General features: G+C 46.0%; 21 protein-coding genes and 1 tRNA gene. 5 read left to right on the top strand and 17 right to left on the bottom strand.

The window, feature by feature from the left end:
* Positions 1–9 precede the first annotated feature (9 nt).
* The 4 genes from CSH93_RS08240 to purE form a co-directional block, all read right to left on the bottom strand.
* Positions 10–414 (bottom strand): DUF2946 family protein, encoded by a 405-nt coding sequence (locus CSH93_RS08240; protein ID WP_100642752.1) that lies wholly within the window; start codon positions 412–414, stop codon positions 10–12.
* Between the two features lie 186 nt (positions 415–600).
* Positions 601–676 (bottom strand) — tRNA-Thr (locus CSH93_RS08235).
* Between the two features lie 53 nt (positions 677–729).
* The gene (locus tag CSH93_RS08230; protein ID WP_100642751.1) at positions 730–1,878 is read right to left on the bottom strand and encodes a 5-(carboxyamino)imidazole ribonucleotide synthase; all 1,149 of its coding nucleotides are present in this window, start codon (positions 1,876–1,878) and stop codon (positions 730–732) included.
* Entirely contained in the window at positions 1,875–2,366 is a 492-nt protein-coding gene (gene purE / locus CSH93_RS08225) for a 5-(carboxyamino)imidazole ribonucleotide mutase (RefSeq protein WP_100642750.1), read from the bottom strand. The genes CSH93_RS08230 and purE overlap by 4 nt, the downstream gene beginning before the upstream one ends.
* Positions 2,367–2,561: 195 nt before the next feature.
* On the opposite strand from purE, the gene CSH93_RS08220 reads away from it, so the two are divergent.
* Positions 2,562–3,488, top strand: coding sequence for a LysR family transcriptional regulator (locus CSH93_RS08220; protein ID WP_100642749.1), 927 nt, complete (start codon positions 2,562–2,564; stop codon positions 3,486–3,488).
* 128 nt (positions 3,489–3,616) lie between these two features.
* Here the strand turns inward: CSH93_RS08220 and CSH93_RS08215 are convergent, their stop codons facing one another.
* The 3 genes from CSH93_RS08215 to rho all read right to left on the bottom strand — a co-directional run bounded on the left by CSH93_RS08215 (position 3,617) and on the right by rho (position 9,126).
* Positions 3,617–6,430, bottom strand: coding sequence for a response regulator (locus CSH93_RS08215; protein ID WP_100642748.1), 2,814 nt, complete (start codon positions 6,428–6,430; stop codon positions 3,617–3,619).
* A gap of 19 nt (positions 6,431–6,449) precedes the next feature.
* Positions 6,450–7,664, bottom strand: coding sequence for an amidohydrolase (locus CSH93_RS08210; RefSeq protein WP_240615538.1), 1,215 nt, complete (start codon positions 7,662–7,664; stop codon positions 6,450–6,452).
* 196 nt (positions 7,665–7,860) lie between these two features.
* The gene (rho, locus tag CSH93_RS08205) at positions 7,861–9,126 is read right to left on the bottom strand and encodes a transcription termination factor Rho (protein WP_100642746.1); all 1,266 of its coding nucleotides are present in this window, start codon (positions 9,124–9,126) and stop codon (positions 7,861–7,863) included.
* A gap of 356 nt (positions 9,127–9,482) precedes the next feature.
* Here rho and CSH93_RS08200 point away from each other — a divergent pair, with 356 nt between their 5' ends.
* The gene (locus CSH93_RS08200; protein WP_100642745.1) at positions 9,483–10,448 is read left to right on the top strand and encodes a calcium/sodium antiporter; all 966 of its coding nucleotides are present in this window, start codon (positions 9,483–9,485) and stop codon (positions 10,446–10,448) included.
* 76 nt (positions 10,449–10,524) lie between these two features.
* Here the strand turns inward: CSH93_RS08200 and trxA are convergent, their stop codons facing one another.
* Complete coding sequence (gene trxA, locus CSH93_RS08195) at positions 10,525–10,851, bottom strand: thioredoxin TrxA (protein WP_100642744.1); 327 nt, start codon at positions 10,849–10,851, stop codon at positions 10,525–10,527.
* 100 nt (positions 10,852–10,951) lie between these two features.
* Here trxA and rhlB point away from each other — a divergent pair, with 100 nt between their 5' ends.
* Together rhlB and CSH93_RS08185 are read left to right on the top strand one after the other, a co-directional pair.
* A complete protein-coding gene (gene rhlB, locus CSH93_RS08190) occupies positions 10,952–12,235 on the top strand; it encodes an ATP-dependent RNA helicase RhlB (RefSeq protein ID WP_100642743.1) in 1,284 nt (427 codons plus the stop codon).
* A gap of 2 nt (positions 12,236–12,237) precedes the next feature.
* Positions 12,238–13,746, top strand: a complete 1,509-nt coding sequence (locus CSH93_RS08185) for a Ppx/GppA phosphatase family protein (protein WP_100642742.1) — start codon at positions 12,238–12,240, stop codon at positions 13,744–13,746.
* A gap of 4 nt (positions 13,747–13,750) precedes the next feature.
* Here the strand turns inward: CSH93_RS08185 and hemB are convergent, their stop codons facing one another.
* The 7 genes from hemB to tatA are packed head-to-tail and all read right to left on the bottom strand — an operon-like array spanning position 13,751 to position 19,361.
* Complete coding sequence (gene hemB, locus CSH93_RS08180) at positions 13,751–14,755, bottom strand: porphobilinogen synthase (protein ID WP_100642741.1); 1,005 nt, start codon at positions 14,753–14,755, stop codon at positions 13,751–13,753.
* Entirely contained in the window at positions 14,755–16,692 is a 1,938-nt protein-coding gene (locus CSH93_RS08175) for a sensor domain-containing diguanylate cyclase (protein WP_100642740.1), read from the bottom strand. Before CSH93_RS08175 ends, hemB begins: the two co-directional genes overlap by 1 nt.
* A 1-nt stretch (position 16,693) precedes the next feature.
* Positions 16,694–17,467: a TatD family hydrolase gene (locus tag CSH93_RS08170; protein ID WP_100642739.1), complete on the bottom strand. Its 774-nt coding sequence runs from the start codon at positions 17,465–17,467 to the stop codon at positions 16,694–16,696.
* On the bottom strand, positions 17,467–18,057 hold the full coding sequence (locus CSH93_RS08165) for a hypothetical protein (protein ID WP_100642738.1): 591 nt from the start codon (positions 18,055–18,057) through the stop codon (positions 17,467–17,469). Before CSH93_RS08165 ends, CSH93_RS08170 begins: the two co-directional genes overlap by 1 nt.
* The gene (gene tatC, locus CSH93_RS08160) at positions 18,054–18,797 is read right to left on the bottom strand and encodes a twin-arginine translocase subunit TatC (protein ID WP_100642737.1); all 744 of its coding nucleotides are present in this window, start codon (positions 18,795–18,797) and stop codon (positions 18,054–18,056) included. The genes CSH93_RS08165 and tatC overlap by 4 nt, the downstream gene beginning before the upstream one ends.
* Positions 18,778–19,116, bottom strand: coding sequence for a Sec-independent protein translocase protein TatB (tatB, locus tag CSH93_RS08155; RefSeq protein WP_100642736.1), 339 nt, complete (start codon positions 19,114–19,116; stop codon positions 18,778–18,780). Before tatB ends, tatC begins: the two co-directional genes overlap by 20 nt.
* Before the next feature lie 5 nt (positions 19,117–19,121).
* The gene (tatA, locus tag CSH93_RS08150) at positions 19,122–19,361 is read right to left on the bottom strand and encodes a Sec-independent protein translocase subunit TatA (protein WP_100642735.1); all 240 of its coding nucleotides are present in this window, start codon (positions 19,359–19,361) and stop codon (positions 19,122–19,124) included.
* Positions 19,362–19,498: 137 nt separating this feature from the next.
* Between tatA and CSH93_RS08145 the strand changes: the two genes are divergently transcribed.
* The gene (locus CSH93_RS08145; RefSeq protein ID WP_100642734.1) at positions 19,499–20,449 is read left to right on the top strand and encodes a hypothetical protein; all 951 of its coding nucleotides are present in this window, start codon (positions 19,499–19,501) and stop codon (positions 20,447–20,449) included.
* On the opposite strand, the gene ilvN is transcribed toward CSH93_RS08145, so the two are convergent.
* Both ilvN and CSH93_RS08135 read right to left on the bottom strand, forming a co-directional pair.
* Entirely contained in the window at positions 20,446–20,943 is a 498-nt protein-coding gene (gene ilvN, locus CSH93_RS08140) for an acetolactate synthase small subunit (protein WP_100642733.1), read from the bottom strand. The two genes, CSH93_RS08145 and ilvN, sit on opposite strands and share 4 nt — an antisense overlap.
* Positions 20,943–22,661 carry an acetolactate synthase 3 large subunit gene (locus tag CSH93_RS08135; RefSeq protein ID WP_100642732.1) on the bottom strand — a complete coding sequence of 573 codons (1,719 nt, stop codon included), beginning with the start codon at positions 22,659–22,661 and terminating at the stop codon, positions 20,943–20,945. Before CSH93_RS08135 ends, ilvN begins: the two co-directional genes overlap by 1 nt.
* Between the last annotated feature and the right edge of the window lie 13 nt (positions 22,662–22,674).

Here is a 22,674-nt window from a genome sequence, read left to right as displayed (position 1 = left end):
GGTTGGTTTTTAACGTTTAGAAGGTGGTGCTCTGGGGTTTGAAGGAAGATAAGCAAAAGTTTGTACAGCACGCGACTCACGTGCGCGTACTTGCTCAACATAAGCGATTTCTTGAATAGTGATTTGCGGTATTACTGGATCGATAGTCGATACTTTGGAAAACTGACCGAGCTCACAGCCAGTCATCGGCTTCATTTTAAGCTCGTCACCGTCATCGGCATGCTCAAGCTCAACATAGCGCACTTCACCGGTTTCAAAATATAGCGCTTGATCAATGTACACCATGCCTTTACCGGTACACACCATCATGGTGTCCTCACCAGCCAACTGCTGTGCAGTAGCCATCTGAGAAGACGCTAATGCGTGAACCACCGGATTCAAACACATCAAAACTGCAATGAGTACATAGCTCATTTTCGTCAATATGTGATGAGGAATTCGAAAGGCCAAATACATGTATGCTAAAGTTTAAAACGTCGACTGCTGGTTAAAACCACCCCATTAGGGCATGGATTGATCGCGCACGCAAATACTTTGTGCTGATGAGTTGATCGATATCAGGGAACAATAGAACAGTGTGAAAAATGGCAAGAAAGAAAATGGTGCCGACTGCCGGAATCGAACTGGCGACCTACTGATTACAAGTCAGTTGCTCTACCAACTGAGCTAAGTCGGCACACTGTAGAGGCGCGTATTTTAGGCAGCGCGCCTTAATTGTCAAGCTTGTTTTTAAGAATCTTTCTGCAACGCCAATTTACCGGCTTCTTCGCCAAGTACTGGGAAGAATTCAGCAGGTAACAAACGCGATAATTCCATTAGGCGGGCCGCTAATTCTGCGTAATCATTGGCAACTACATTGATGTGCCCCATCTTGCGCTTCTCGCGTACGGTTTTACCGTACCAGTGCAAGTGGCAACCCGGCAGCGCCAAGACCTCTTTACTGATACTGCCGCAGCCGATAATGTTGACCATTGCGCTCACACCAGTGGTTCTCATATCACCTAAAGGTAAATTCAACACGGCGCGTAATTGATTCTCAAACTGCGATGTATGCGCACCATGTAGGCTCCAATGCCCAGAGTTGTGAACACGTGGAGCCAGTTCATTAACCAATAGGTCATTGCCGATTTGAAACAATTCAACGGCCAACACACCCACGTAATCAAGATCTGACACAATCTTAGAAAAAATGACCTTAGCCTTCTCTTCAAGTTCGGTCGATACGTTCGGAGCAGGTGCCACAGACACGTGGAGTTGCCCTTGATGATGTCGGTTTTCGGCCAATGGATAAGTACTGATTTGGCCTGCTGCATTGCGCGCACCAATGATCGATAACTCACGCTCAAAGCTCACCATCTTCTCTGCAACCAATGGTACAGCCTTAAGGTCCAGTTTCGCTAATTCTTGCGTGACGTCTTCAATGGTATTGCTTTCGGTTAAACGCCACTGCCCATAACCATCATAACCATCTAAGCTGGCTTTAAATATGATGCGCGGACCTAATGCCTCTACCGCTTCTGGTAGTTGAGCGATATCCGTGATCACACGATGTTGGCAGTTTGGAATGGATAAGCGATCTAAAAAACGCTTTTCAAGTACGCGATCTGCACCTAAGCGAATCGCATCGAAACTTGGGAAAAGCTTGCCCGTCGCGCTCGCTGCCTGTAATAAATCAACCGGCACATGCTCAAACTCAACCGTTAAGGCATTAGCGCTTTCCAAAGCACTTTTGAGTGATTCATTCAACGGACTTTTATCAACAGGATTTACCAGCTGATGGTTCTTGACGTTTACAGCTACCACTTCAATACCGAGCGGCGAACCTGACAAACTCAACATTTGAGCAAGTTGACCATCGCCATAAACGACTACTTTCATTCGCTTAATTCCAAATCTGCGTTGGCCAGTACTTTATCCGTTTGCTCTTGTCTAAAATCAATAATCGCTTGGCGTACTGATTCGTTATGTAATGCAATAATTTGCGCTGCCAGCAATCCAGCATTAGCGGCCCCTGCCTCACCAATAGCCAATGTACCAACCGCAACGCCTTTGGGCATTTGCACAATTGAAAGCAACGAATCCATACCACTGAGTTGACTTGATCGCACAGGACAACCCAACACAGGTAAATGCGTATGTGCTGCTATCATGCCCGGCAAATGCGCGGCCCCACCAGCCCCTGCTATAATCACGTCGAAGCCATTATCAGCAGCAGTAACCGCAAACTCGGTTAATCTATCCGGAGTGCGATGCGCCGACACTACCTTTGCTTCAAACTCAACGCCGAATGCTTTAAGCATTTTTGCGGCATTTTGCATAGTTGGCCAATCAGAAGTCGACCCCATCACTATCGCAACTTTATTCATTTGGACTCCAAACGTCGGTCAGATCCGTAGGTTAAATCACATACTTAAAAAAAGGGCGCAGAGTATACCGCAAAAAATACTTTGTTCCCATTTAAGCCTTATTACGTAGCTAAAAGTCGTTAATTAATCCGATTTGCTTTTACTTTTCGTAATCCATTTTGTATTTTATTTTACATTAATCTATGCAGGAGCGTTATGAATTCACTTACGTTCAGACTCTTACAAGTCTATCAACAAGTCGTCGATAGCGGCTCGATCACAGCGGCCTCCTCTGCATTGGGGCTGTCGCAACCTACCGTTTCATTGCAGCTGAAAAAGTTATCCTCACTGTTCAATATGGCTTTGCTAGAGCAATACCATGGCCGTTTACACATGACTGATGCAGGCAAAGCGCTGTACCAGTGTGCACAAGAGGTATTAAGTTCCCAAGCACGCCTCGACAGTTACATGCAAGCGCTACAGGGCATGGAAGTTGGTACGCTAAAAATAGCCGTTGTTACCACAGCCAAGTATGTCGTACCTCCGTTACTGGCAGAATTCTGTGAACAACACCCGGGCATCGATGTAACCCTAAAGGTCGGGAATCGTGCACAAATTATTGAACGCCTACAGAGCAATCAGGATGATATCTATATCTTCAGCCAACCTCCTGCTGACATGGCCATTCACGCTGAACCCTTTTTGATGAACCGGTTGAGTGTTATTGCGCCTAAAACCTATACAGGCCCAGATAATTGCAACCTCAGTACCTTAGCAGAAAAGCGTTTTCTGTTACGTGAACCAGGCTCAGGTACGCGAAAACTCGTGGATGACTATTGCCAATCACATGGTATTACGCTGAAAAACCCAATGGTCATCGAAAGTAACGAAGCCATCCGTTTATCGGTTGCCACAGGCCTTGGTTTAGCCATTATTTCTGAGCAAACATTGGCCCACACACCAGCTGATGACGTGAAAATTCTTCATGTTACCGATTTCCCTTTACACAACTATTGGCAGGCGGTCACACTGAACAGCCGACCTGAAAGCCTTGCGGCTTCCGGGTTTAAACAATTCCTGCGTGAGCATGGCGACATTACAGAACAACCACAACACACTACTAATTCTGGAGAGAGCACATGATAAGTCAGATGCTAAATGACTTTCTTAAAAGAGAATCATCCGCCGATCTATTCCTGATACTGGCCTAAACCAAGTTCCACGAACTATGCATTGACACGCCTGTTACATTTTAAGTAGGCGAACTCACATTAATCATCATGAATGTTGCGGGCCAGTGCTTCTATCAGCGCGGCCCGCGTTACAGGCTTGCTCACGTAATCATCCATGCCAGCAATCATGCAGCGTTCTCTGTCATCATCAAACGCATTGGCCGTTACAGCAATAATCTTGATAGACGCTTTGTCATTGTCCATTTGACGAATATGGCGAGTGGTTTCATAGCCGTCCATTTCCGGCATTTGACAGTCCATTAGAACCGCATCAAAACGGTGCTTTTCGACCGCCAACAACGCATCTTTGCCGCTACTGACATGAACGACCCTAATCCCTTCTTTACTTAACATATCGCTGAGAATATCCGCATTAATTTGATTATCTTCAACAATTAAAATGCGTAATCCGGACGGGAGTTGTGGCAGTCCAATTTGCTTAGCCACCTTTGGTGACTGGGCTTCATGCATAGGTAAGCTAACGGAAAATACCGTGCCTTCGCCTGGTGTACTATTGACGGCGATATTGCCTGACATCATCTCTACCATCTTTTTGGTAATGGCTAAGCCTAAACCGGTACCGCCAAATTGCTTGGTCGAGGTTAAGTCAGCTTGTACAAATTCATCGAAAATGAATTGCAACTCTTCACTGTCAATACCAACCCCTGTGTCCCTCACAATCAAGCGAATCACTTTTTCGCTGTAATCCAACGAAAGCGTTACCTTGCCGATTTGCGTAAACTTAATGGCGTTACTCAACAGGTTATTTAGGATTTGGGCATACTTGCCGGCATCGCCCGAAACTAAATTCGGTACGTTGTCGGCGATATCGGCTACTAGGCGAATACCTTTCTTAACCGCTGACTCACCATGCAGTTCACATGCTGAACGCGTAGCCGCGGCAACATCAAAGGGGTAATTTCTAACCGTCATTTGGCCAGACTCAATCTTCGACCAGTCCAGCACACTATCCAATATCAGCAATAAATTCTGTGCGGATTGGGCAATAACACTGATCCGTCGCCGCACATCATCCGGTAACGCTTCGCTGGCCAAGTTTTCACAACTACCAATAATACCGTTCATCGGTGTGCGAATTTCATGTGACATATTCGCCAAGAATTTGGATTTAGCATCACTGGCTACTTCGGCCAATTTAAGTGCGGCAGAGAGTGATTGAGTCTTTTCATCCACCCGGGCTTGTAAATTACTGTTCAGATCATTCAACTCTCTATTGAGTTGTTCCTGCTTTGAGCGTGCTCTTTGTAACTCGTTAAATGTATCGACTAAACGACAACGTAAACTCACAAACTCGCTGTTTAACGCATCAACTTCACGCAAATATAAACGATTCGTCTCATCCCGCTTAAACTCCGTTGTGCTGGCAGGGTCGAAAACAGCGAAATGGTGCATTAGCGTGCGCATGGGTTTTGACACAAGGTTAGCCACGAAATACCCCATCAAAACACCAAGAGCACCAAGCAAGAATAGAACACCTAACGCGGTGAGTAGGTAGCTGGAAGTTAATTCGACAAACTGTTCTCGTGGGTAAAAAACGTGAGTTCCCCAACCATTTGGACCGTCTAGCCTCGACTGCACGTACCATTGCTGTTGCTCAAACTCAACCAATTTGCTTTTGCACGGCTGACCGAGACATTGAACATTATTAATATCACTTAAGCGCTCAACCGCAAGTGAGTTTGTTGCGTACACAACCTGATTTTGGCTATCACTAACCATGGTTGCAAAGCCGGTTAAATTCCTATCGTCATAGAGGTTAAATTCATTCAGCTCCAACGAACCCTCTACGATCCCGGTAAATCGTCCTTCTCCGTTGAACATCGGCGCTGATATCGCCACGATATTTTGGCTGCCAAACCCTCTGCCTTTAAATGCCCCAGATATGAAAGGCTTGGCGGTGCGTTTTGCTTCATAAAAATAATCGCGGTTTGCTACTGACATAAAACCCGAGCGATTGGCCATTGCCATCATAGAACTCGGATACGCATGGGTTATCTTGCCTTCTTCATCCGCCACCAAATACGTCACAAATTGACGATGTTGAACCGCTAACTCAGCCAACATACGGTCGGTTAATTGCGGTTCGTTTTGCAAGACTCTTGCTGCCAACGTAATCGCCGATTGGTGACGCTCAAAAAACGCCCCTAACTGATCACTAAGCACCATGGTGCGCTGCTGCATATAGCCCAGCAATTGACGCTTTTGTTGGGCTTGGAAGCTGGCAATATAAAAGTAAATTACGCTGACCAACGCAAAAAAGAATACCCCGGCAAAAAAGTATTGAAAAAGCACACGCACTTCCACCATCGGCGTTTTTGCAGATGGCCACAACATGAAACGGGCAATAAACATAAAGTGACCCACAACCAAGCTGATAATCGCCGAAAAACAGCTCACGGCCATGGCCGTGCAAGCCAGCAAAAGGCTATGGGGATTTTCTGCGTAAAACAGCAGAAAGAGCACAGGAACGATTAGGGCCATCCAATAGCCTAATCCAACAACTAAGGTTCTTTGTATTGGTTTGTTATAGCAAAAGTAGGTTACGACGATGGGTTGCAACATCATTACAACCAACAGAATTGGACTGTGTTCTTCCACTTGGAGCAAGGGGTGCGTCAGAAACAACGGTAACCAATACGGCAAACTGATAAGTAATGTACTGCCGATAGCCGCTCTTAAACCGAACAGTAAGCCAATAAAAACAGCAAACGAAAAACCAAAGGAGAATATACCTTTGGTTTCAAATGGTGGAGGCACCCAGTGTAACAACATCCCTAGCAGCGTGAGTATCAGCGCGCTTATAGGTTTGTTGTTAAGTAAAAATTTAATCACTGAGTGCTATCCTTGTCACCTAGTCTGCAAAAAGATAATCCACCGTCATATTGGTTAGCAAATCAACCCCAAGACGCATACCACTGTCATCTACATAAAACTCTGGCGTGTGGTGAGCTGGCGCGTCTTCAGCCGCGACGTTTAGAGGCTTACCGCCAACCCAAAGGTATACGCCTGGTACTTTCTCTTGGAAGAAAGAAAAGTCTTCTGCACCGGTCACTGCTTTGGAATAAAGCGCATTTGATTCACCCGCCGTACGTTGAATTGTAGGTAACATTTGCGCCATTAGCGAATGATCGTTAAACGTAATCGGATAATTGTAATCCAATGGTAGGGTAACCTCGGCTGTTGCGCGCATGCTTTCAGAGATAGCATGCACTTTACGCGGCAGCGCCTCATAAATGTGATCTCGCGCGGCAGGATTTAAGGTTCTGATAGTACCAACCAATTCGACTTCACTTGGAATGATATTGGAACGATTACCGCCGTGAATTGAGCCGATGGTAATCACGGCCGCATCATCGACAAGCTTGAGTTCACGACTAACGATGGTTTGTAGCCCCATAATAACCTGAGCAGCCGTCGTGACAGGGTCCACGCTCAACCATGGATAAGCACCGTGAGCCTGCTTTCCTTTGATGACGACTTTAAACGGATCGACCGCCGCCATAACACCACCTTCACGGTAGCGCACTTTACCCACATCGGTATCTGAGCTGATATGCAAACCAAAAATTGCATCGACATCCGGATTGCTCAGTACCCCCTCTTTAACCATATCTTCAGCGCCGCCTGTTTCGCCGGCTGGAGCGCCCTCTTCCGCAGGTTGAAAAATAAATTTAACCTGGCCGCGTAACTGATCTTTAACGTCAACTAAAATTTTGGCTGCGCCCATTAACATTGCCATATGGGTATCGTGACCGCAGGCGTGCATAACAGGCACCTCATTGCCATTAAACTCACCACGTTGAGTTGACTTATATGGCAAGTCATTTTGTTCTAATACAGGTAATCCATCCATGTCAGCACGCAGCGCGACGACAGGGCCAGGCTTGCCACTGTCTAGCACAGCGACAACACCTGTTTTGGCAATGCCGGTGGTCACTTCAAGACCCAAATCACGCAAATATTTTTCTACATACGCCGCTGTTTTGAATTCTCGATTAGATAGTTCTGGAAACTCATGCAAATGATGGCGCCACTGAATGACATCCGCTTCAATATTGCCACTCATTGAATTGAGTTGATCTGGCGTTGGACGTGCGGCAACGTTGAATGTTGTGGCACAGAAAAGTAAACATAGGGCGAACTTCTTCATATTGAGTATCTTTTTAGTGAACGTACTCACAGATTAACTCAATGTTCACCAATAGCCCAAATAAAAAAGCCATGTCAAAAGACATGGCTCTATAGGCTGCAAAATGCGTGAATTAACTTTTTTGTCGCTTCATTGCATCGAAGAATTCATTGTTTGTTTTGGTCATCGCCAAACGGTTAATCAAAAACTCCATTGCATCAATTTCAGACATTTCATGGACAATCTTACGTAAGATCCACATTTTCTGTAATTCATCTTGCGTGGTTAATAACTCTTCTCGGCGAGTACCTGAACGATTGAAATCTATCGCAGGGAAAACGCGCTTCTCAGCAATCTTACGGTTTAAGTGAAGTTCCATGTTACCGGTACCTTTAAACTCTTCGTAGATAACTTCGTCCATCTTAGAACCGGTATCAATGAGTGCCGTCGCGATAATAGTTAAACTACCACCTTCCTCGACGTTTCGAGCAGCACCAAAGAAACGCTTTGGTTTGTGTAGGGCATTAGCGTCAACACCACCGGTCAATACTTTACCTGACGACGGGATTACCGTGTTATAGGCACGCGCCAATCGAGTGATCGAATCCAACAGGATAACCACATCTTTTTTGTGCTCAACCAAACGTTTAGCTTTCTCAATTACCATCTCTGCAACTTGAACGTGGCGGCTAGCGGGCTCGTCAAAGGTAGACGCAACCACTTCCCCCTGCACCAAACGTTGCATTTCTGTAACTTCCTCAGGACGCTCATCAATCAATAACACCATCAATTGACATTCTGGATGGTTCGCAGCGATGGATTGAGCGATATTCTGTAGTAAAAGCGTTTTACCCGCTTTCGGCGGTGCCACAATCAAGCCACGCTGACCACGACCAATAGGTGCTGCTAAATCCAGTACACGTGCCGTAATATCTTCGGTACTGCCGTTTCCACGCTCCATGCGCAAGCGCTCGTTTGCATGCAGCGGCGTTAAGTTTTCGAATAAGATCTTATTACGCGAGTTTTCTGGTTTGTCGAAGTTAACTTCGCGAATTTTTAATAGCGCGAAATAACGTTCGCTGTCTTTTGGCGGGCGAATTTTCCCGGCAATGGTATCACCTGTACGTAAATTAAAACGACGGATCTGACTGGGTGATACGTAAATGTCATCTGGACCGGCCAAATAGGATGAGTCAGCAGAACGTAAGAAACCAAACCCGTCCTGCAATATTTCCAACACACCATCGCCAAAGATGTCTTCACCGCTTTTGGCGTGGGCTTTTAAAATAGAGAAAATGATGTCTTGCTTGCGAGCACGAGCCATGTTTTCTAGGCCCATTTCTTCGGCCAATGCGACCAGCTCACTGATAGGTTTATTCTTTAGTTCTGTTAAATTCATATTGGTGGGTCTTTGTACGTAAACGCTACTATGCGTAATCTTTTTATTCGAAAAGAGTTATAAATACTGCTCAGATTTGAAAGATAATTGGAAAGCTCGGGTTTGAGCTGTTAAGAAACTTAGCACCATATTTACATTTCGTCTAGTCTGATGAGAAAAAGTTACCTAAATTTATCGTTCATTACCGAATTCTAGCGTAATTCGGTAGCCGCCCAGTATCAGGTCATCTACAATACCGGTTCGATCACAAGGTAAAAATCACGGTAAACACGCCTTCTATTACTGAAACGCATTGATTGATCCAGCATGAAGGTTTTTAACAATAAAGTAGCCGTTACATAACTATAAAGGTGTATATGACATTTCCCATTTTGGCCATAGTAGTCGGTCTTGTAGTGTTGTTGTGGAGTGCAGGCAAATTTGTCGATGGTGCCGCAGCAACAGCGCGTTATTTAGGCATGTCTCCACTCCTGATTGGTATGTTAATCATCGGTTTTGGTACCTCTGCACCTGAAATGATTGTGTCTGCCTTTGCCGCAAGCCAAGGCAACCCTGGACTTGCGTTAGGTAACGCTTATGGATCCAATATCGCCAATATCGCCTTGATATTAGGCTTAACCGCCATCATCAGCCCAATAGCAGTAAAATCGGAAGTACTCAAGAAGGAGCTGCCTTTACTGCTGGGGATCAGCCTATTTTCAGTTTATCAGCTGTTAGATTTAGAAGTCTCCCACGATGATGCATACGCCCTTCTGGGTATTTTTGTTGGGCTTATGGTGTGGAGTATTTACTCCGGATTAAAAGGCGGAGAGGATGCATTGGCTGACGATGTAGCGGCTGAAATACCAGAGCATCAGCCGTTGAAGACCAGCCTGATTTCTCTTGGCATTGGTTTGGTCTTGTTGATTGCCAGCTCGCGCCTCTTAGTTTGGGGCGCTGTCGAAGTCGCCACTGCATTCGGTGTGAGCGACGTTATTATCGGCTTAACAATTATTGCGATAGGTACATCGTTGCCTGAATTAGCCGCAGCGCTTGTCGCCGTTAGAAAGGGCGAGCATGAGCTAGCCTTGGGCAATGTCATTGGGTCAAACTTATTCAATACGCTTGGTGTTGTCGGTTTAGCCGGTGTTATCGCACCGATGCAAGTTGAGTCTGAATTTTTATATCGTGACGCACTGCTTATGGTGGGCCTGACCGCCGCCTTACTCGTATTTTGTATTGGTTTAAAGGGTAAGCAAGGCCGTTTAAACCGCATTGAAGGTTCAGTTTTTAGCGCCATTTATGTAGGGTATATGTACTACCTGATCAGCGCTTCATTCTAGCATTAAACTGCCAACCTAATGAAAAGACACAAAAAAACCCTCTCGCAGAGGGTTTTTTATTGACCAGCGATATTGCTTAGATATGTTCGTTTAAGAACTCTTCTAATTGAGTTTTAGACAACGCGCCAACTTTAGTTGCAGCTACGTTACCGTCTTTAAACAACAACAATGTTGGGATTCCACGAATACCGTATTTAGGCGGAGTTTCGTTATTTTCATCGACATTCAGTTTACCAACTGTTAACTTGCCTTCGTATTCACCAGCAATGTCTTCTAAGATAGGTGCAATCATTTTACACGGGCCACACCACTCGGCCCAGAAGTCAACCAGCACAGGACCCGCAGCATTGATAACATCTGCTTCGAACTTATCATCAGTTAACTGGATAATTTTGTCGCTCATTCTTTTCTCCGTTAATGGTCTGTTGCTGATACTGTTTCAGCACTACCGTAAGTGTTATATAGAATCTGTTTTTAATGCAAGCATTGATAAGCTATAAGCTATGCAAACAACTCATTTAACTACTACACATTTCTCCGAGCTTCCGATCCATAAAGATGTGATCGCGGCTCTTGATGCAGCCAATTTTAAGCACTGCACCCCTATTCAAGCGCTCAGTTTGCCGCCTAGCCTAGACGGTCTAGATGTCGCAGGTCAAGCGCAAACCGGTACAGGTAAAACGATCGCATTTTTAGTTGCGACATTTCACCACTTGCTATCGAATCCAACTGACACTGATGCGTCGCCTAAAGCAATTATTATGGCACCGACTCGAGAGCTTGCCGTGCAAATATTCAATGACGCGGAATTGCTCAGCAAACACACTGGACTCTCATTAGGGTTGATATATGGGGGCGAAGGATACCAAAGTCAACGCGAAAAGTTAGAAAAGGGCGTTGATATTATTATTGGTACCACCGGGCGTATACTGGACTATTACAAACAAGGCGTGTTTTCACTCGACCACATTCAAGTCGCAGTGCTCGACGAAGCTGACCGCATGTTTGATTTAGGCTTTATTAAAGACATACGTTTCTTATTCCGTCGCATGCCTAAACCAAGCAAGCGATTGAGCATGCTATTCTCAGCCACCTTGAGTATGCGCGTACAAGAATTAGCCTACGAACACATGAACAACCCAACGCATGTGCAAGTAGAGCCAGAACAGAAAACCGCGAGTCGTGTTCAGGAAGAACTGTTCTACCCGTCTGACGAAGACAAAATGCGTCTTCTACTGACCCTAATGGAAGAAGAGTGGCCTGAAAAAGCCATAGTGTTTGCCAATACCAAACATGGTTGTGAACAAGTTGAAGCGTGGTTAAAGGCCGATGGGCACCGCGTTGGTATGTTATCGGGCGATGTTCCGCAAAAGAAACGATTATCGATTTTGGATAAATTTACTCGCGGCGAACTCGATGTTCTTGTAGCAACAGACGTGGCGGCACGCGGACTTCACATAGATAAAGTCACACACGTATTTAATTACGACTTGCCCGATGATGCCGAAGACTATGTTCACCGAATCGGACGCACAGGTCGCGCTGGCAAGAGCGGGCACGCGATCAGTTTCGCATGTGAAAAGTATGCGCTTAACTTGCCGGCCATCGAAACCTATATTAATCATTCAATTCCTGTCACCGATTACGACAGCAATGCGTTGCTTGAGGATATTAAAACACCTAAGTTCCAGCACAAGCGCCGCAGTAACGACCGTAATAAAAGCTCTCGCGGCAAATCCAACCGTGGGAATAATAACCGCCAATCAGGAAACAGAGGCCCGCGTTAAGTATGGATAACACCTTCGGTTTGCCTACGCTGCGAGGCGAGTATTACGCAGCCGTTGATTTAGGCTCCAATAGCTTCCACATGGTGGTTGTGCATGTCATCAATGGCAGCGTTCAGATCGTTGGAAAAATTAAGCAAAAAGTGCGTTTAGCTGCCGGATTGAATGACGAAATGCAGCTAGACCAAGCGAGTTTTGATCGCGGGCTCAATTGTCTACGCTCTTTTGCAGAACGTTTACAAGACATTCCACGTTCGAATATTAAAGTGGTTGCCACTGCAACCTTGCGCTTAGCAAGCAATGCACAAGCCTTTATTCATCAAGCCGAAGAGGTATTGAACCACCCGATTAACGTGATCAGTGGCGAAGAAGAAGCACGCCAAATTTATCTTGGTGTTGCCTATACTTCAGCCAATCAAGGTAGCAGCTTAGTCATCGATATTGGTGGTGCCAGTACCGAAATTATCTTCGGTAATGACATGACCCCCATAAACGTCACCAGCCTGGACATGGGTTGTGTCACCTTTATGGAGCGTTATTTTAGCCAAGGAAAATTGTCTAAAGACAACTTCGAACAAGCGCAAGCGGCGGCTAAAGCACTAGTTAGTCCAATTAAAGACGAGTTTTTATGCTTTGACTGGCGTAATTGCCTTGGCGCCTCAGGCACGCCCCAAGCGATTGTTGAGATCCTGGTCAATCAGCGTATTAGCGACTCTATTCGTTTAGATTATCTGTACCAATTGCGCGAGCAGTGCATCGCGTGTGGCTCCATGGAGCAATTGGATATTAGTGGACTCAGTGAAGCCAGACGTGCCATTTTCCCCAGCGGCTTAGCGATTCTTATTACCCTGTTTGAGCAGTTGCGCATTAAAGAAATGAACATTTCCGGTGGCGCACTGAGGGAAGGCCTGATTTACGGTATGTTAGATTCGATGCAAGATAACGATCGCCGTTCGCAAACATTGAATCAAGCGATGCAACGTTTCCGCATTGATATTGTGCACGCAAGAACCGTCCACCGCACCGCGTCAATGCTATCCAAGCAAGTGTGCGAACAAACCGGTATCTGTAACTTTGACACCGATGCGGTGCTTAAAGCCGCTTGTATGCTGCATGAACTGGGCTTACACATTGATTACAAGCTGTATCACCAGCACGGCGCTTACGTACTGTCCCACATTGATTTACCGGGTTACACCCTGTTGCAAAAAACCACGATTCGCAACTTGGTGAAAGGCCACCGACAAAATATCAATGTGGAAGATTTCCAAGGCTATCATGATGACGTGAAGCCTATGGTGCTGAATTTATTGCGAATTCTTCGTATTGCAGTGGTGTTATCAATTCGTCGGGCGAATCTAGAGTTACCGGACATCAGTTTGGAATTAGAAGGTGATCACTGGCGGATGTCGTTTCCCGATGGTTGGTTAAACGCCCACCCGCTGATCAAAGCTGAACTGAACAATGAAGCCTGGTTAACCCACAAAGCGGGTTGGCAGCTAAGTTTCAGTTAAGGTGCTATACACCTTTTAAATATTCTGCAGCCTGCTTGGCAAAGTAGGTCAAAATACCGTCAGCACCCGCGCGTTTAAACGCCAATAACGACTCCATAACAACAGGCTCTTCTGCCAACCAACCGTTGGCAAAGGCCGCCTTGTGCATCGCATACTCACCACTGACTTGGTAGGCAAATGTAGGTACCTGAAAGGTATCTTTACATCGTCTTACAACGTCAAGGTAGGGCATTCCGGGCTTGACCATGACCATATCAGCCCCCTCTTGAATATCGAGGGCAATTTCGCGTAATGCTTCATCAGTATTCGCAGGGTCCATTTGATAGGTCTTCTTGTCAGCCCCTTTCAAGTTACCAGCTGACCCGACCGCATCACGGAACGGTCCGTAATAGTGAGACGCATATTTCGCTGAATACGCCATGATACAGGTGTGAATATGGCCTTTCTCTTCTAGCGCGTTTCTTATCGCGCCAATGCGCCCGTCCATCATGTCAGATGGTGCCACAATATCAGCACCCGCTTCGGCATGACTGAGCGCTTGTTTGATGAGTACATCCGTTGTTTCATCATTCAAAACATAGCCCTGATCATCCAATATCCCGTCTTGTCCGTGCACGGTAAAAGGGTCAAGCGCCACATCGGTGATCACTGACATTTCAGGCAGACACTCTTTAATCGCCCTAACCGCCGTTTGCGCTAAACCATCACCCGCATAGGCATGCTCTGCAAGTAACGATTTATGCTCAGCAGGGGTTACCGGAAACAACGCAACCGTTTTAACGCCCAGCGCTAGCAAGGATTCACATTCGTTGAGTAACAAATCAATCGATAAGCGTTCAATGCCGGGCATTGAAGGGATAGCTTCGCGCGACTGATTGCCCGGTAGCACAAACATTGGATAAATTAAATCGTCTGCACTGAGCGCATGCTCACTCACGAGCGCTCTTAGTGCAGGTGTTCTTCTTAAACGTCTGGGGCGTGATTGGGGAAACCGCTGAGGGTTTTGCATTACTTCTTATCCTGTTGTTTTTGACTAAATGCCCGACCAATAACCTGATCTCTGCCGTTTCGTTTGGCGTCGTAGAGCAGTTTGTCGGCAAACTCAATGAGGGCTGTTTCTTGCCCTTCAAACGATATGCTTGAAGACGTGACACCAGCGCTGATTGTCACGCGCATTTCTTCATGATCGGTTTGTATAAGAGTTTCTGCTACTGCCTGGCGCATTTCCTCTATAACTTGAGTTGCACCCAACAAGTCTGTATTGGGCATTATTAACGCAAACTCTTCACCACCGTATCGACAGACTTCATCGGTTGGGCGTTTTAACCCAGATTTTAAAACCGCGGCAATCTGTTTCAAACACTCATCACCGACCACATGACCATACTGGTCATTCACTTGCTTAAAGTGATCAACATCAACCATCGCAATCGCTAAAGGTGTCTGCTCACGTCGACTCCTGCGACTTTCAGCCAGCAGGCGCTTGTCAAAGTGACGTCTATTCGGCAATGACGTCAGTTGATCCATTGCACTGATTTTCTCTAACTCACGATTGGCTTCAGATAATTCTCGTAGCGCGATTTCGAGCTCCAAGGTTCGCTCTTGAACCTTATACTCAAGTTCATCCTGGCTTTGCTGTTGTACTTGAATGAGCTCATCCTTAGCTTTCGTCGCTTCTTGTTCTTGTTCAAGTGCCTGTGCTTGTGCAGCCGACAGGCTATCGCGCTGTTGGCTGTAACGCATAGCAAGAATAAGCCCTAGCAACAGGGTCTCTATGGAGGCGCCGAAGATTAAAATGTAATGCGAGGATACCGGTAACTCGACGAGATTAAGGTTATCCAGCGTTGCAGAAAAACCGCTGAGCAATAAAAACGCCCAAGCTAACGTATAGTAACGTGCGACTTCACTGCCTCTGAGTGATAGCCAAATACCACAGGCCAAGATGGATACAACTGCCATCAACAGCATGAGCATAAACACTTTGATAACGATGGCGTACGGCGCAAAGCAACTAATCACTGCATACAATGCAAAAATGGCAGCGAGCACCTGCAAATAGCGATTAGCCGAGACACTATGCCGAATGACATCCAAGGTCTGATACGAGAAAACAACCGCAAACGTTAGGGTTAAGGAGGCAAAAATAGCTATCGCCCGCCCCTGCACAAAGGTATTGGATGGCCATAAGTATTGAAATGCAAAACCGTGCAATGTCGCGATTGTAATACCAAGCCCAAGTACATAACCGGTATACACCAAAAAAGTAACGCTTCTGGTCGTGATAAAGAAAAATAGATTGCTGATGGCCATTGCCACCATAAAGCCAAAAAACAGTGCCATAATACTGGCATGTTTAGTGGAGTCAGCGATGTATTCTGTACTCTTCCAGATACTGACAGGGTAGCGCACCGTTCCACTGGTTTTTACCCGTGCATAAACATGGGTAATGTCATTTGAATGCTTTAACGGAATTAAAAATAGAGGGTGAGGTATCGGACGTTCAGAGAACGCAATTGTGTCGCCCAAGCGATAGTGCTCAATAATGTTAAACAAGCCAGCACTGGTTTTTTTATCCACCAGCCAAATGTCCAACTCATCAAGCATGGGATAATCGACTTCTAATATGAAGTCACCTTCTGAATCATTGATTACCCGCGATGGGAGTTCGAAACGAAACCAAAATGCCGCAGTATTCATACCTAAAGAGCTGTCTTCACCGATAGATTGCCAAGGCAAATCAGTCGAGTCGATGACTGAGGATAACGCGAGTGCAGCGTGTTCGTCCAATACGTACTCGATACCCTGTACTTCATTGTCCCGTTTCTCTATCAGATTGAAAAACACGCCCCCCCAAACGAGCACGAGCATAATGGCACTTGCAATACCGAAGCGCCAACGTCTAATCGGCGCATCAATCGCAATGGATTTCGCATCAGGACTCGTCATATCATCGCCACAATAATTGGGTTGTATTGATAATACTCACTTGATTGACTTGTTCAACTGTGATGTTTTTTAAATCAGCAACTTGTTGAGCAATATACGGTAAGTGTGCAGGTGTATTATTGCGGGTTCGCGGTTTAAATCCCTTCGGAAATAGATAGGGCGAATCCGTCTCAAGTATGAGTCTGTCTAACGGTAAATACTGGAGCGCGTCGCGCAATGCATCACCTCTTTTAGGATCACAAATCCAACCGGTGATCCCAATATAAAACCCCAAATCTAAATAGGCTTTCAAGTGTTCTTTGTGAGAAGTGAAGCAATGTACCAAGCCACCCACTAAGGTTGAATGATATTCACTTAACAGCTGATACTGCTGATCAAACGCATCACGTTCGTGCAAATATACCGGTAATTTCAAATCAGCGGCGAGACGCAGCTGTTGTTCAAACACGTGCAACTGGTTCTCTTGAGTGGAAAACATGCGATTAAAATCTAGCCCGCATTCGCCTATGGCTGAAACGCTATGGGTGTTTGCCAGATGGGTTAACTGTGTTAACCAATCCGCACTAACACCATCCGCGTAATGTGGATGAACCCCGATAGTACAACACAAGTTTTCAGGGTACTGAGAAGCCCACGCTAAACATTTATCCCAGTCCCTTTGATGAGTGGCAATAACGCACATACGGTCAACGCCTTTTGTGCGCGCAGCTTCTAAGGTTTCAGCTAGGGGCAGGCGATCGTCGAAACAATTCACACCTGCATCAAACCAACGCACTAGTCGGCTCGTTTAACCTTCATACGTCGGTTGAGGTCATCCGTACTTAAATAGAAAGCCCCTAACACACCGCGCTCAATATAGATCGTGTCACCTACGGCAATTTTCAAAGAACTACCATCTTGTTGGCGCCAACGTTGCCCGTTATCTAGGGTGATAGTGCGTTTCTTATACGCATTTGAAGTAATATCCGTGACCACAGCGTAGATCTTTTGGATCATGGCGTCGGTATCTTGGCGATGCTCTAAACCAAACTGATCTTGTGCTGAATTAGTCACTACAGATGGCGATGCTGCCACTGCAGCTGGTGTTTCAGCCACTTTATTCTGGGCATGAGCAGGTATTTGTGCCGGGCGTGGAGTGGGTCTCTGACTAACCGTCGGCAGTGCCGTTTTGCCACCGCTATACTCTCGCAACTGCTTTGCCAATCGGTCATAACAAACCAAGCGTTGGAGACTATTGGACTCTTGGCTACAAGCTTGGATAGCACTTTCAACGGTTTGTGTTTGCGCATTTACAACATGACTTAAACCCAATAGCGCCATGAGCAACACTGCCATGCGCGGTTTAAGAGAAGGTACATACTTCATGAGGTTTCCTGTTCTTGTTTTTTTGAGGAATAAAGACCACCAACTAGCACTCCAAGTTCAAATAAAAGCCACATTGGTAATGCGAGTAGGGTTTGCGATATGACATCTGGAGGGGTTAACAACATGCCAACCACGAACACACCAACAATAACATAGGGGCGTTTTGCTCGCAGAGAGTCAGCATCAGTTATACCCGTCCAGCACATTAAGATAATTGCAATCGGGATTTCAAATGATAAGCCAAATGCAAAAAATAGTTTCAGGACAAAATTTAAGTAGCTATTGATGTCTGTACTGACTAACACACCTTCAGGAGCAACGCTGTTAAAGAAAGCGAACGCCAGCGGAAATACAACGAAATACGCAAATGCCATGCCGGCGTAAAACAGTAGCGTACTGGATAACATCAACGGCGCAATCAAACGCTTTTCATTTTTATACAGACCGGGGGCTACAAAACCCCACACTTGATATAAAACGAATGGAATTGCGATAAAAAATGACAACACCAAAGTAAGCTTAAAAGGCGCAAAGAACGGAGAAGCAACATCGGTTGCGATCATATTTGCACCTTCAGGCATGGTGGCCAATAAAGGCTGTGCGAGCAAGTGGTATAAGTCTTGGGCAAAATATGCCAAGCATAAAAACACCACAAGTACGCTCAAAAGCGCACGTAAGATACGGCTGCGTAGTTCGATTAAGTGTGAAATCAAACTGCTATCAGGACTTGGGTTCGTCATCAGATTTGGGTTTTTCAGCGTCTATTTTTTTGTAGGGTTGTTGCACCGATTCGGCCGCGGCTTTTAACTCAGCAACGCTGCGCTGTAACTCTGGCGATAAGTTTTGCATATCCATGGATTCGGCTTTGCGCAAATTTTCATGCAGTTCGTGAATACGCAACTGCTCATCCATCTCGGCTTTGAATCCATTTGCCATCGATTTTACGCTGCGGATGGTTCTCGCAGTTGACCGAATGGCACCGGGTAAACGTTCGGGACCGAGTACAAGCAATGCCATAACGGCAATAACGAGTAACTCCCAAAAACCTATATCAAACATAGTGGCTACGCGTCAGTTTTCTCAGCTTTTGATTTTTCGGCGTTTTGTTCAACTTGCTTGTTAGCTTCGTCAGCTTCTACTTTCTTCTGCTGTTCGAAATCTGCGTCTTGATCATTGACCGCTTTCTTAAAACCTTTAACCGCAGAGCCTAAATCACTGCCCATGCCGCGCAACTTTTTCGTGCCAAACAGTAGCACCACAATAACTAAGATTATAAGAAGTTGCCAAAGACTTATTCCGCCCATGTATCACCTATTTTTGGTATTAGAAATGCATAAACGTCATTGTGTCACAACCCACCTATTCAATGCTACGAAGTTTTGTCATTATAACGTTTCAGTAATCGCAAAAATTGGTACTTTCATAAGGCGCGCATAACAAAATGAAACAACCTGTTAGCAGCAAAATCAGAACTCTCGCCTACGGGCTGATTTTGTCGTGCCTAACGCTTCCCTCCTATGCGCAAGAACAACAGGACACAACTGCCGATCATGCATGGTTTGATCAATGGCTATTAAACTTCGAATCTGCCATGGATGATACCGCGCAAGATTTAGATGCATTCTTTGCACTTTCCGGCGACCGCTCACACGAGGATGCCAGAGCGTCAGGTCGAATACGTTTGGGTTGGGAGCCGCGTAGCCGAGACTTTGCCGAATTTGACGTTCGTTTTCGCGTGCGAGTGAAGCTCCCAGCATTGCAAAATCGCGTCGATTTACTGCTAACCGATGATGAAGATGACTTAGATGAAAACAGCGTAAAAGCAGCTCGCAATGATCAACTCGGTCGGCGCGACCAAACCACATTGTCGTTGCGGTTCAGACGTACACCAGACGCTAAGTTATCGCACCGCATTGGCTTCGGTCGACGCGATCAAATATTCGTCAAAAGTCGTTATCGCGATGGATATGTGCTTGATGCAGAGAATACGCTGTTTTATGACGCAGAATTATATTACTACAATCGCGACAGACTTGGCGGTGAGTTAGGGCTCACTTACCAACATATCGTTGACGAAGAATCACTGTGGCGTTTAAACAACCGCTACTACTACCGTGATATTTCCAATGATTGGCGTTGGCGTCACGAAGCACAATGGTTAACGCAAGTGACAAACGACAGCGCATTTATATATACCTTATTTGTCGAAGGCCTAAGCCGCCCCAACATGCACACCGAACAAGTCTTTTTAAGTGCGAGATGGCGCACTAACCCTACTCGCAAATGGTTGTACTATGAAGTTGAGCCTTTTGTTTTATGGCTAAAAGAAGAAGACTTCAAACCGTCTTACGGTATCGCGCTCCGGCTTGAAGTCTTTTATGGCAAGATTTAAGGGCGTAACGCTTTTTCACCACGGGCTAAACCACACACCCCAGTTCGCGATGATTCTATGATCTCAGTGCATTGCGCTAAGGTCAGTGCAAACGCATCGAGCTTGTCTGTCGTACCCGTTACTTCGATTGTGTAGTTTGAGGCATTTACATCAACTATTCGTGCCCGGAAAATATCCACATTACGCTTAACCTCTGCACGCGCTAACTCAGTGCGTGTGGCTACTTTAATCAGCATGAGCTCACGTTCAACATGTGCGCCGTCGGTTAAATCAACGACCTTAAGTACATCGATCAACTTGTTCACTTGCTTGGTGATCTGCTCTATGACTTTGTCGTCACCATGCGTGGTAATGGTCAAGCGTGACAAACTTGGGTCATCGGTCGGTGCTACGCATAAAGAATCCACGTTATACCCGCGCTGGGAAAATACCCCAACAATACGCGACAAAGCCCCCGGAGCATTTTCCATTAATACTGAAATAATTCTTTTCATTAGGTGCGCTCCGTTTTGCTTAATCTCATATCATCCATCGCGCCCCATTTAATTTGCATTGGGTACACGTGCTCGTTTTGGTCTACCGATATATCCATAAACACCAAACGATCTTTAAGCGAAAAGCACTCTTTCATCGCATCATCTAATTCATCCAGCTTATCTACTTTAATGCCGACATGGCCATAGGCCTGCGCCAACGCTACAAAGTCAGGCATAGAGTCCATGTAACTGTGCGAATGCCGGCCTTTGTAAATCATATCTTGCCACTGACGAACCATACCCAGCGCTCGGTTATTCAAAGAAATGATCTTGATGGGCAAGTTGTACTGCAAACAGGTCGACAGCTCTTGTATGTTCATTTGAATACTGCCGTCCCCCGTGATTACCACAGACGTAGCATCAGGGTGTGCAAACTGCACCCCCATTGCAGCAGGCAAACCAAACCCCATGGTGCCGAGCCCGCCAGAATTGATCCACTGGCGTGGCTTATCGAAGGGATAATATAGGGCAGCAAACATTTGATGCTGGCCCACGTCAGAACTCACAAACGCTTCACCTTTCGTGTGCTCATATACCGCTTCTACAACGCGCTGAGGCTTTATAACGTCGGTTGAGGTTTGATATTTTAAGCACTGCCTAGAGCGCCACTGACCAATCTGCTCCCACCAATCGCCAAGCTTTTCTTCTTGGTGGGCTAAATTATGTGTTTCGAGCTCAGCTAAAAGCTGTTCACAGACTTTCTCCACAGACCCAACTACGGGAATATGGGCGTTGACCGTCTTTGAAATAGACGCGGGGTCGATATCCACATGAATAATGGTCGCGTGAGGACAAAATTTATCGACATTGTTAGTCACACGGTCATCAAAGCGCGCACCCAATGCGATAATACAATCCGAATTGTGCATCGACTTATTGGCTTCGAGCGTTCCGTGCATACCCAACATACCAAGGTTGTTGTCGTGCGTACCGGAAAATGCGCCCAATCCCATCAAGGTACAAGTCACCGGCGCATGCAATAGCTCAGCGAGCTTGGTTACTTGTCCAGACGCCCCCGCACTAATAGCACCCCCCCCCACATAAAGAATCGGGCGTTCAGCATCTAAAATAGCGCTAACCGCTTTTCGTATCTGCTTCGGATGACCACGTTCAGTCGGATTGTAAGAACGCATAGTAACGTCATCAGGGAAAACATAAGGATGAGACTCTTGGATATTAACAATATCTTTGGGTAGATCGACCACGACTGGGCCGGGTCTGCCACTATTGGCAATATAGTATGCTTTGGCGATTGCCATCGGAATATCTTCAGGGCGTTTAACCAAAAAGCTATGCTTAACAACCGGCCGAGAACATCCCACCATGTCGGTTTCTTGGAATGCATCTTCGCCAATGTGCATAGAAGGCACTTGGCCAGATAAAATCACCATGGGGATACTGTCCATGTACGCGGTCGCGATACCCGTAAGAGTATTCGTCGCACCTGGACCTGAAGTGACGAGAACCGTGCCCGTTTTGCCGGTAGAACGCGCGTAGCCGTCAGCCATGTGAGCTGCAGCCTGTTCATGGCGGACGAGGACGTGTTTGACATAATCTTGCGCAAACAGCGCATCATAAATGTCTAGAACGGCACCACCGGGGTAACCAAACACATGTGTAACGCCCACATCTTTTAGCGCCTCTACCACCATGGCAGCGCCCGACATCATCTTCACAAAGTAATCTCCT

It is taken from the genome of Neoalteromonas facilis (assembly GCF_002807665.1).
In the GTDB taxonomy this organism is placed as follows: Bacteria; Pseudomonadota; Gammaproteobacteria; order Enterobacterales; family Alteromonadaceae; genus Alteromonas_E; species Alteromonas_E facilis.
The sequence above is the reverse complement of the archived record's forward strand: the minus strand, read 5'-3'. Positions and strand labels throughout refer to the sequence as shown.

Coding starts and splice junctions, on each gene's coding strand:
- CSH93_RS08240 (WP_100642752.1), bottom strand. CDS start 414: ATGAGCTATGTACTCATTGCAGTTTTGATGTGTTTGAATCCGGTGGTT.
- CSH93_RS08230 (WP_100642751.1), bottom strand. CDS start 1,878: ATGAAAGTAGTCGTTTATGGCGATGGTCAACTTGCTCAAATGTTGAGT.
- purE (WP_100642750.1), bottom strand. CDS start 2,366: ATGAATAAAGTTGCGATAGTGATGGGGTCGACTTCTGATTGGCCAACT.
- CSH93_RS08220 (WP_100642749.1), top strand. CDS start 2,562: ATGAATTCACTTACGTTCAGACTCTTACAAGTCTATCAACAAGTCGTC.
- CSH93_RS08210 (WP_240615538.1), bottom strand. CDS start 7,664: ATGAGTGGCAATATTGAAGCGGATGTCATTCAGTGGCGCCATCATTTG.
- rho (WP_100642746.1), bottom strand. CDS start 9,126: ATGAATTTAACAGAACTAAAGAATAAACCTATCAGTGAGCTGGTCGCA.
- CSH93_RS08200 (WP_100642745.1), top strand. CDS start 9,483: ATGACATTTCCCATTTTGGCCATAGTAGTCGGTCTTGTAGTGTTGTTG.
- trxA (WP_100642744.1), bottom strand. CDS start 10,851: ATGAGCGACAAAATTATCCAGTTAACTGATGATAAGTTCGAAGCAGAT.
- rhlB (WP_100642743.1), top strand. CDS start 10,952: ATGCAAACAACTCATTTAACTACTACACATTTCTCCGAGCTTCCGATC.
- CSH93_RS08185 (WP_100642742.1), top strand. CDS start 12,238: ATGGATAACACCTTCGGTTTGCCTACGCTGCGAGGCGAGTATTACGCA.
- hemB (WP_100642741.1), bottom strand. CDS start 14,755: ATGCAAAACCCTCAGCGGTTTCCCCAATCACGCCCCAGACGTTTAAGA.
- CSH93_RS08175 (WP_100642740.1), bottom strand. CDS start 16,692: ATGACGAGTCCTGATGCGAAATCCATTGCGATTGATGCGCCGATTAGA.
- CSH93_RS08165 (WP_100642738.1), bottom strand. CDS start 18,057: ATGAAGTATGTACCTTCTCTTAAACCGCGCATGGCAGTGTTGCTCATG.
- tatC (WP_100642737.1), bottom strand. CDS start 18,797: ATGACGAACCCAAGTCCTGATAGCAGTTTGATTTCACACTTAATCGAA.
- tatB (WP_100642736.1), bottom strand. CDS start 19,116: ATGTTTGATATAGGTTTTTGGGAGTTACTCGTTATTGCCGTTATGGCA.
- tatA (WP_100642735.1), bottom strand. CDS start 19,361: ATGGGCGGAATAAGTCTTTGGCAACTTCTTATAATCTTAGTTATTGTG.
- CSH93_RS08145 (WP_100642734.1), top strand. CDS start 19,499: ATGAAACAACCTGTTAGCAGCAAAATCAGAACTCTCGCCTACGGGCTG.
- ilvN (WP_100642733.1), bottom strand. CDS start 20,943: ATGAAAAGAATTATTTCAGTATTAATGGAAAATGCTCCGGGGGCTTTG.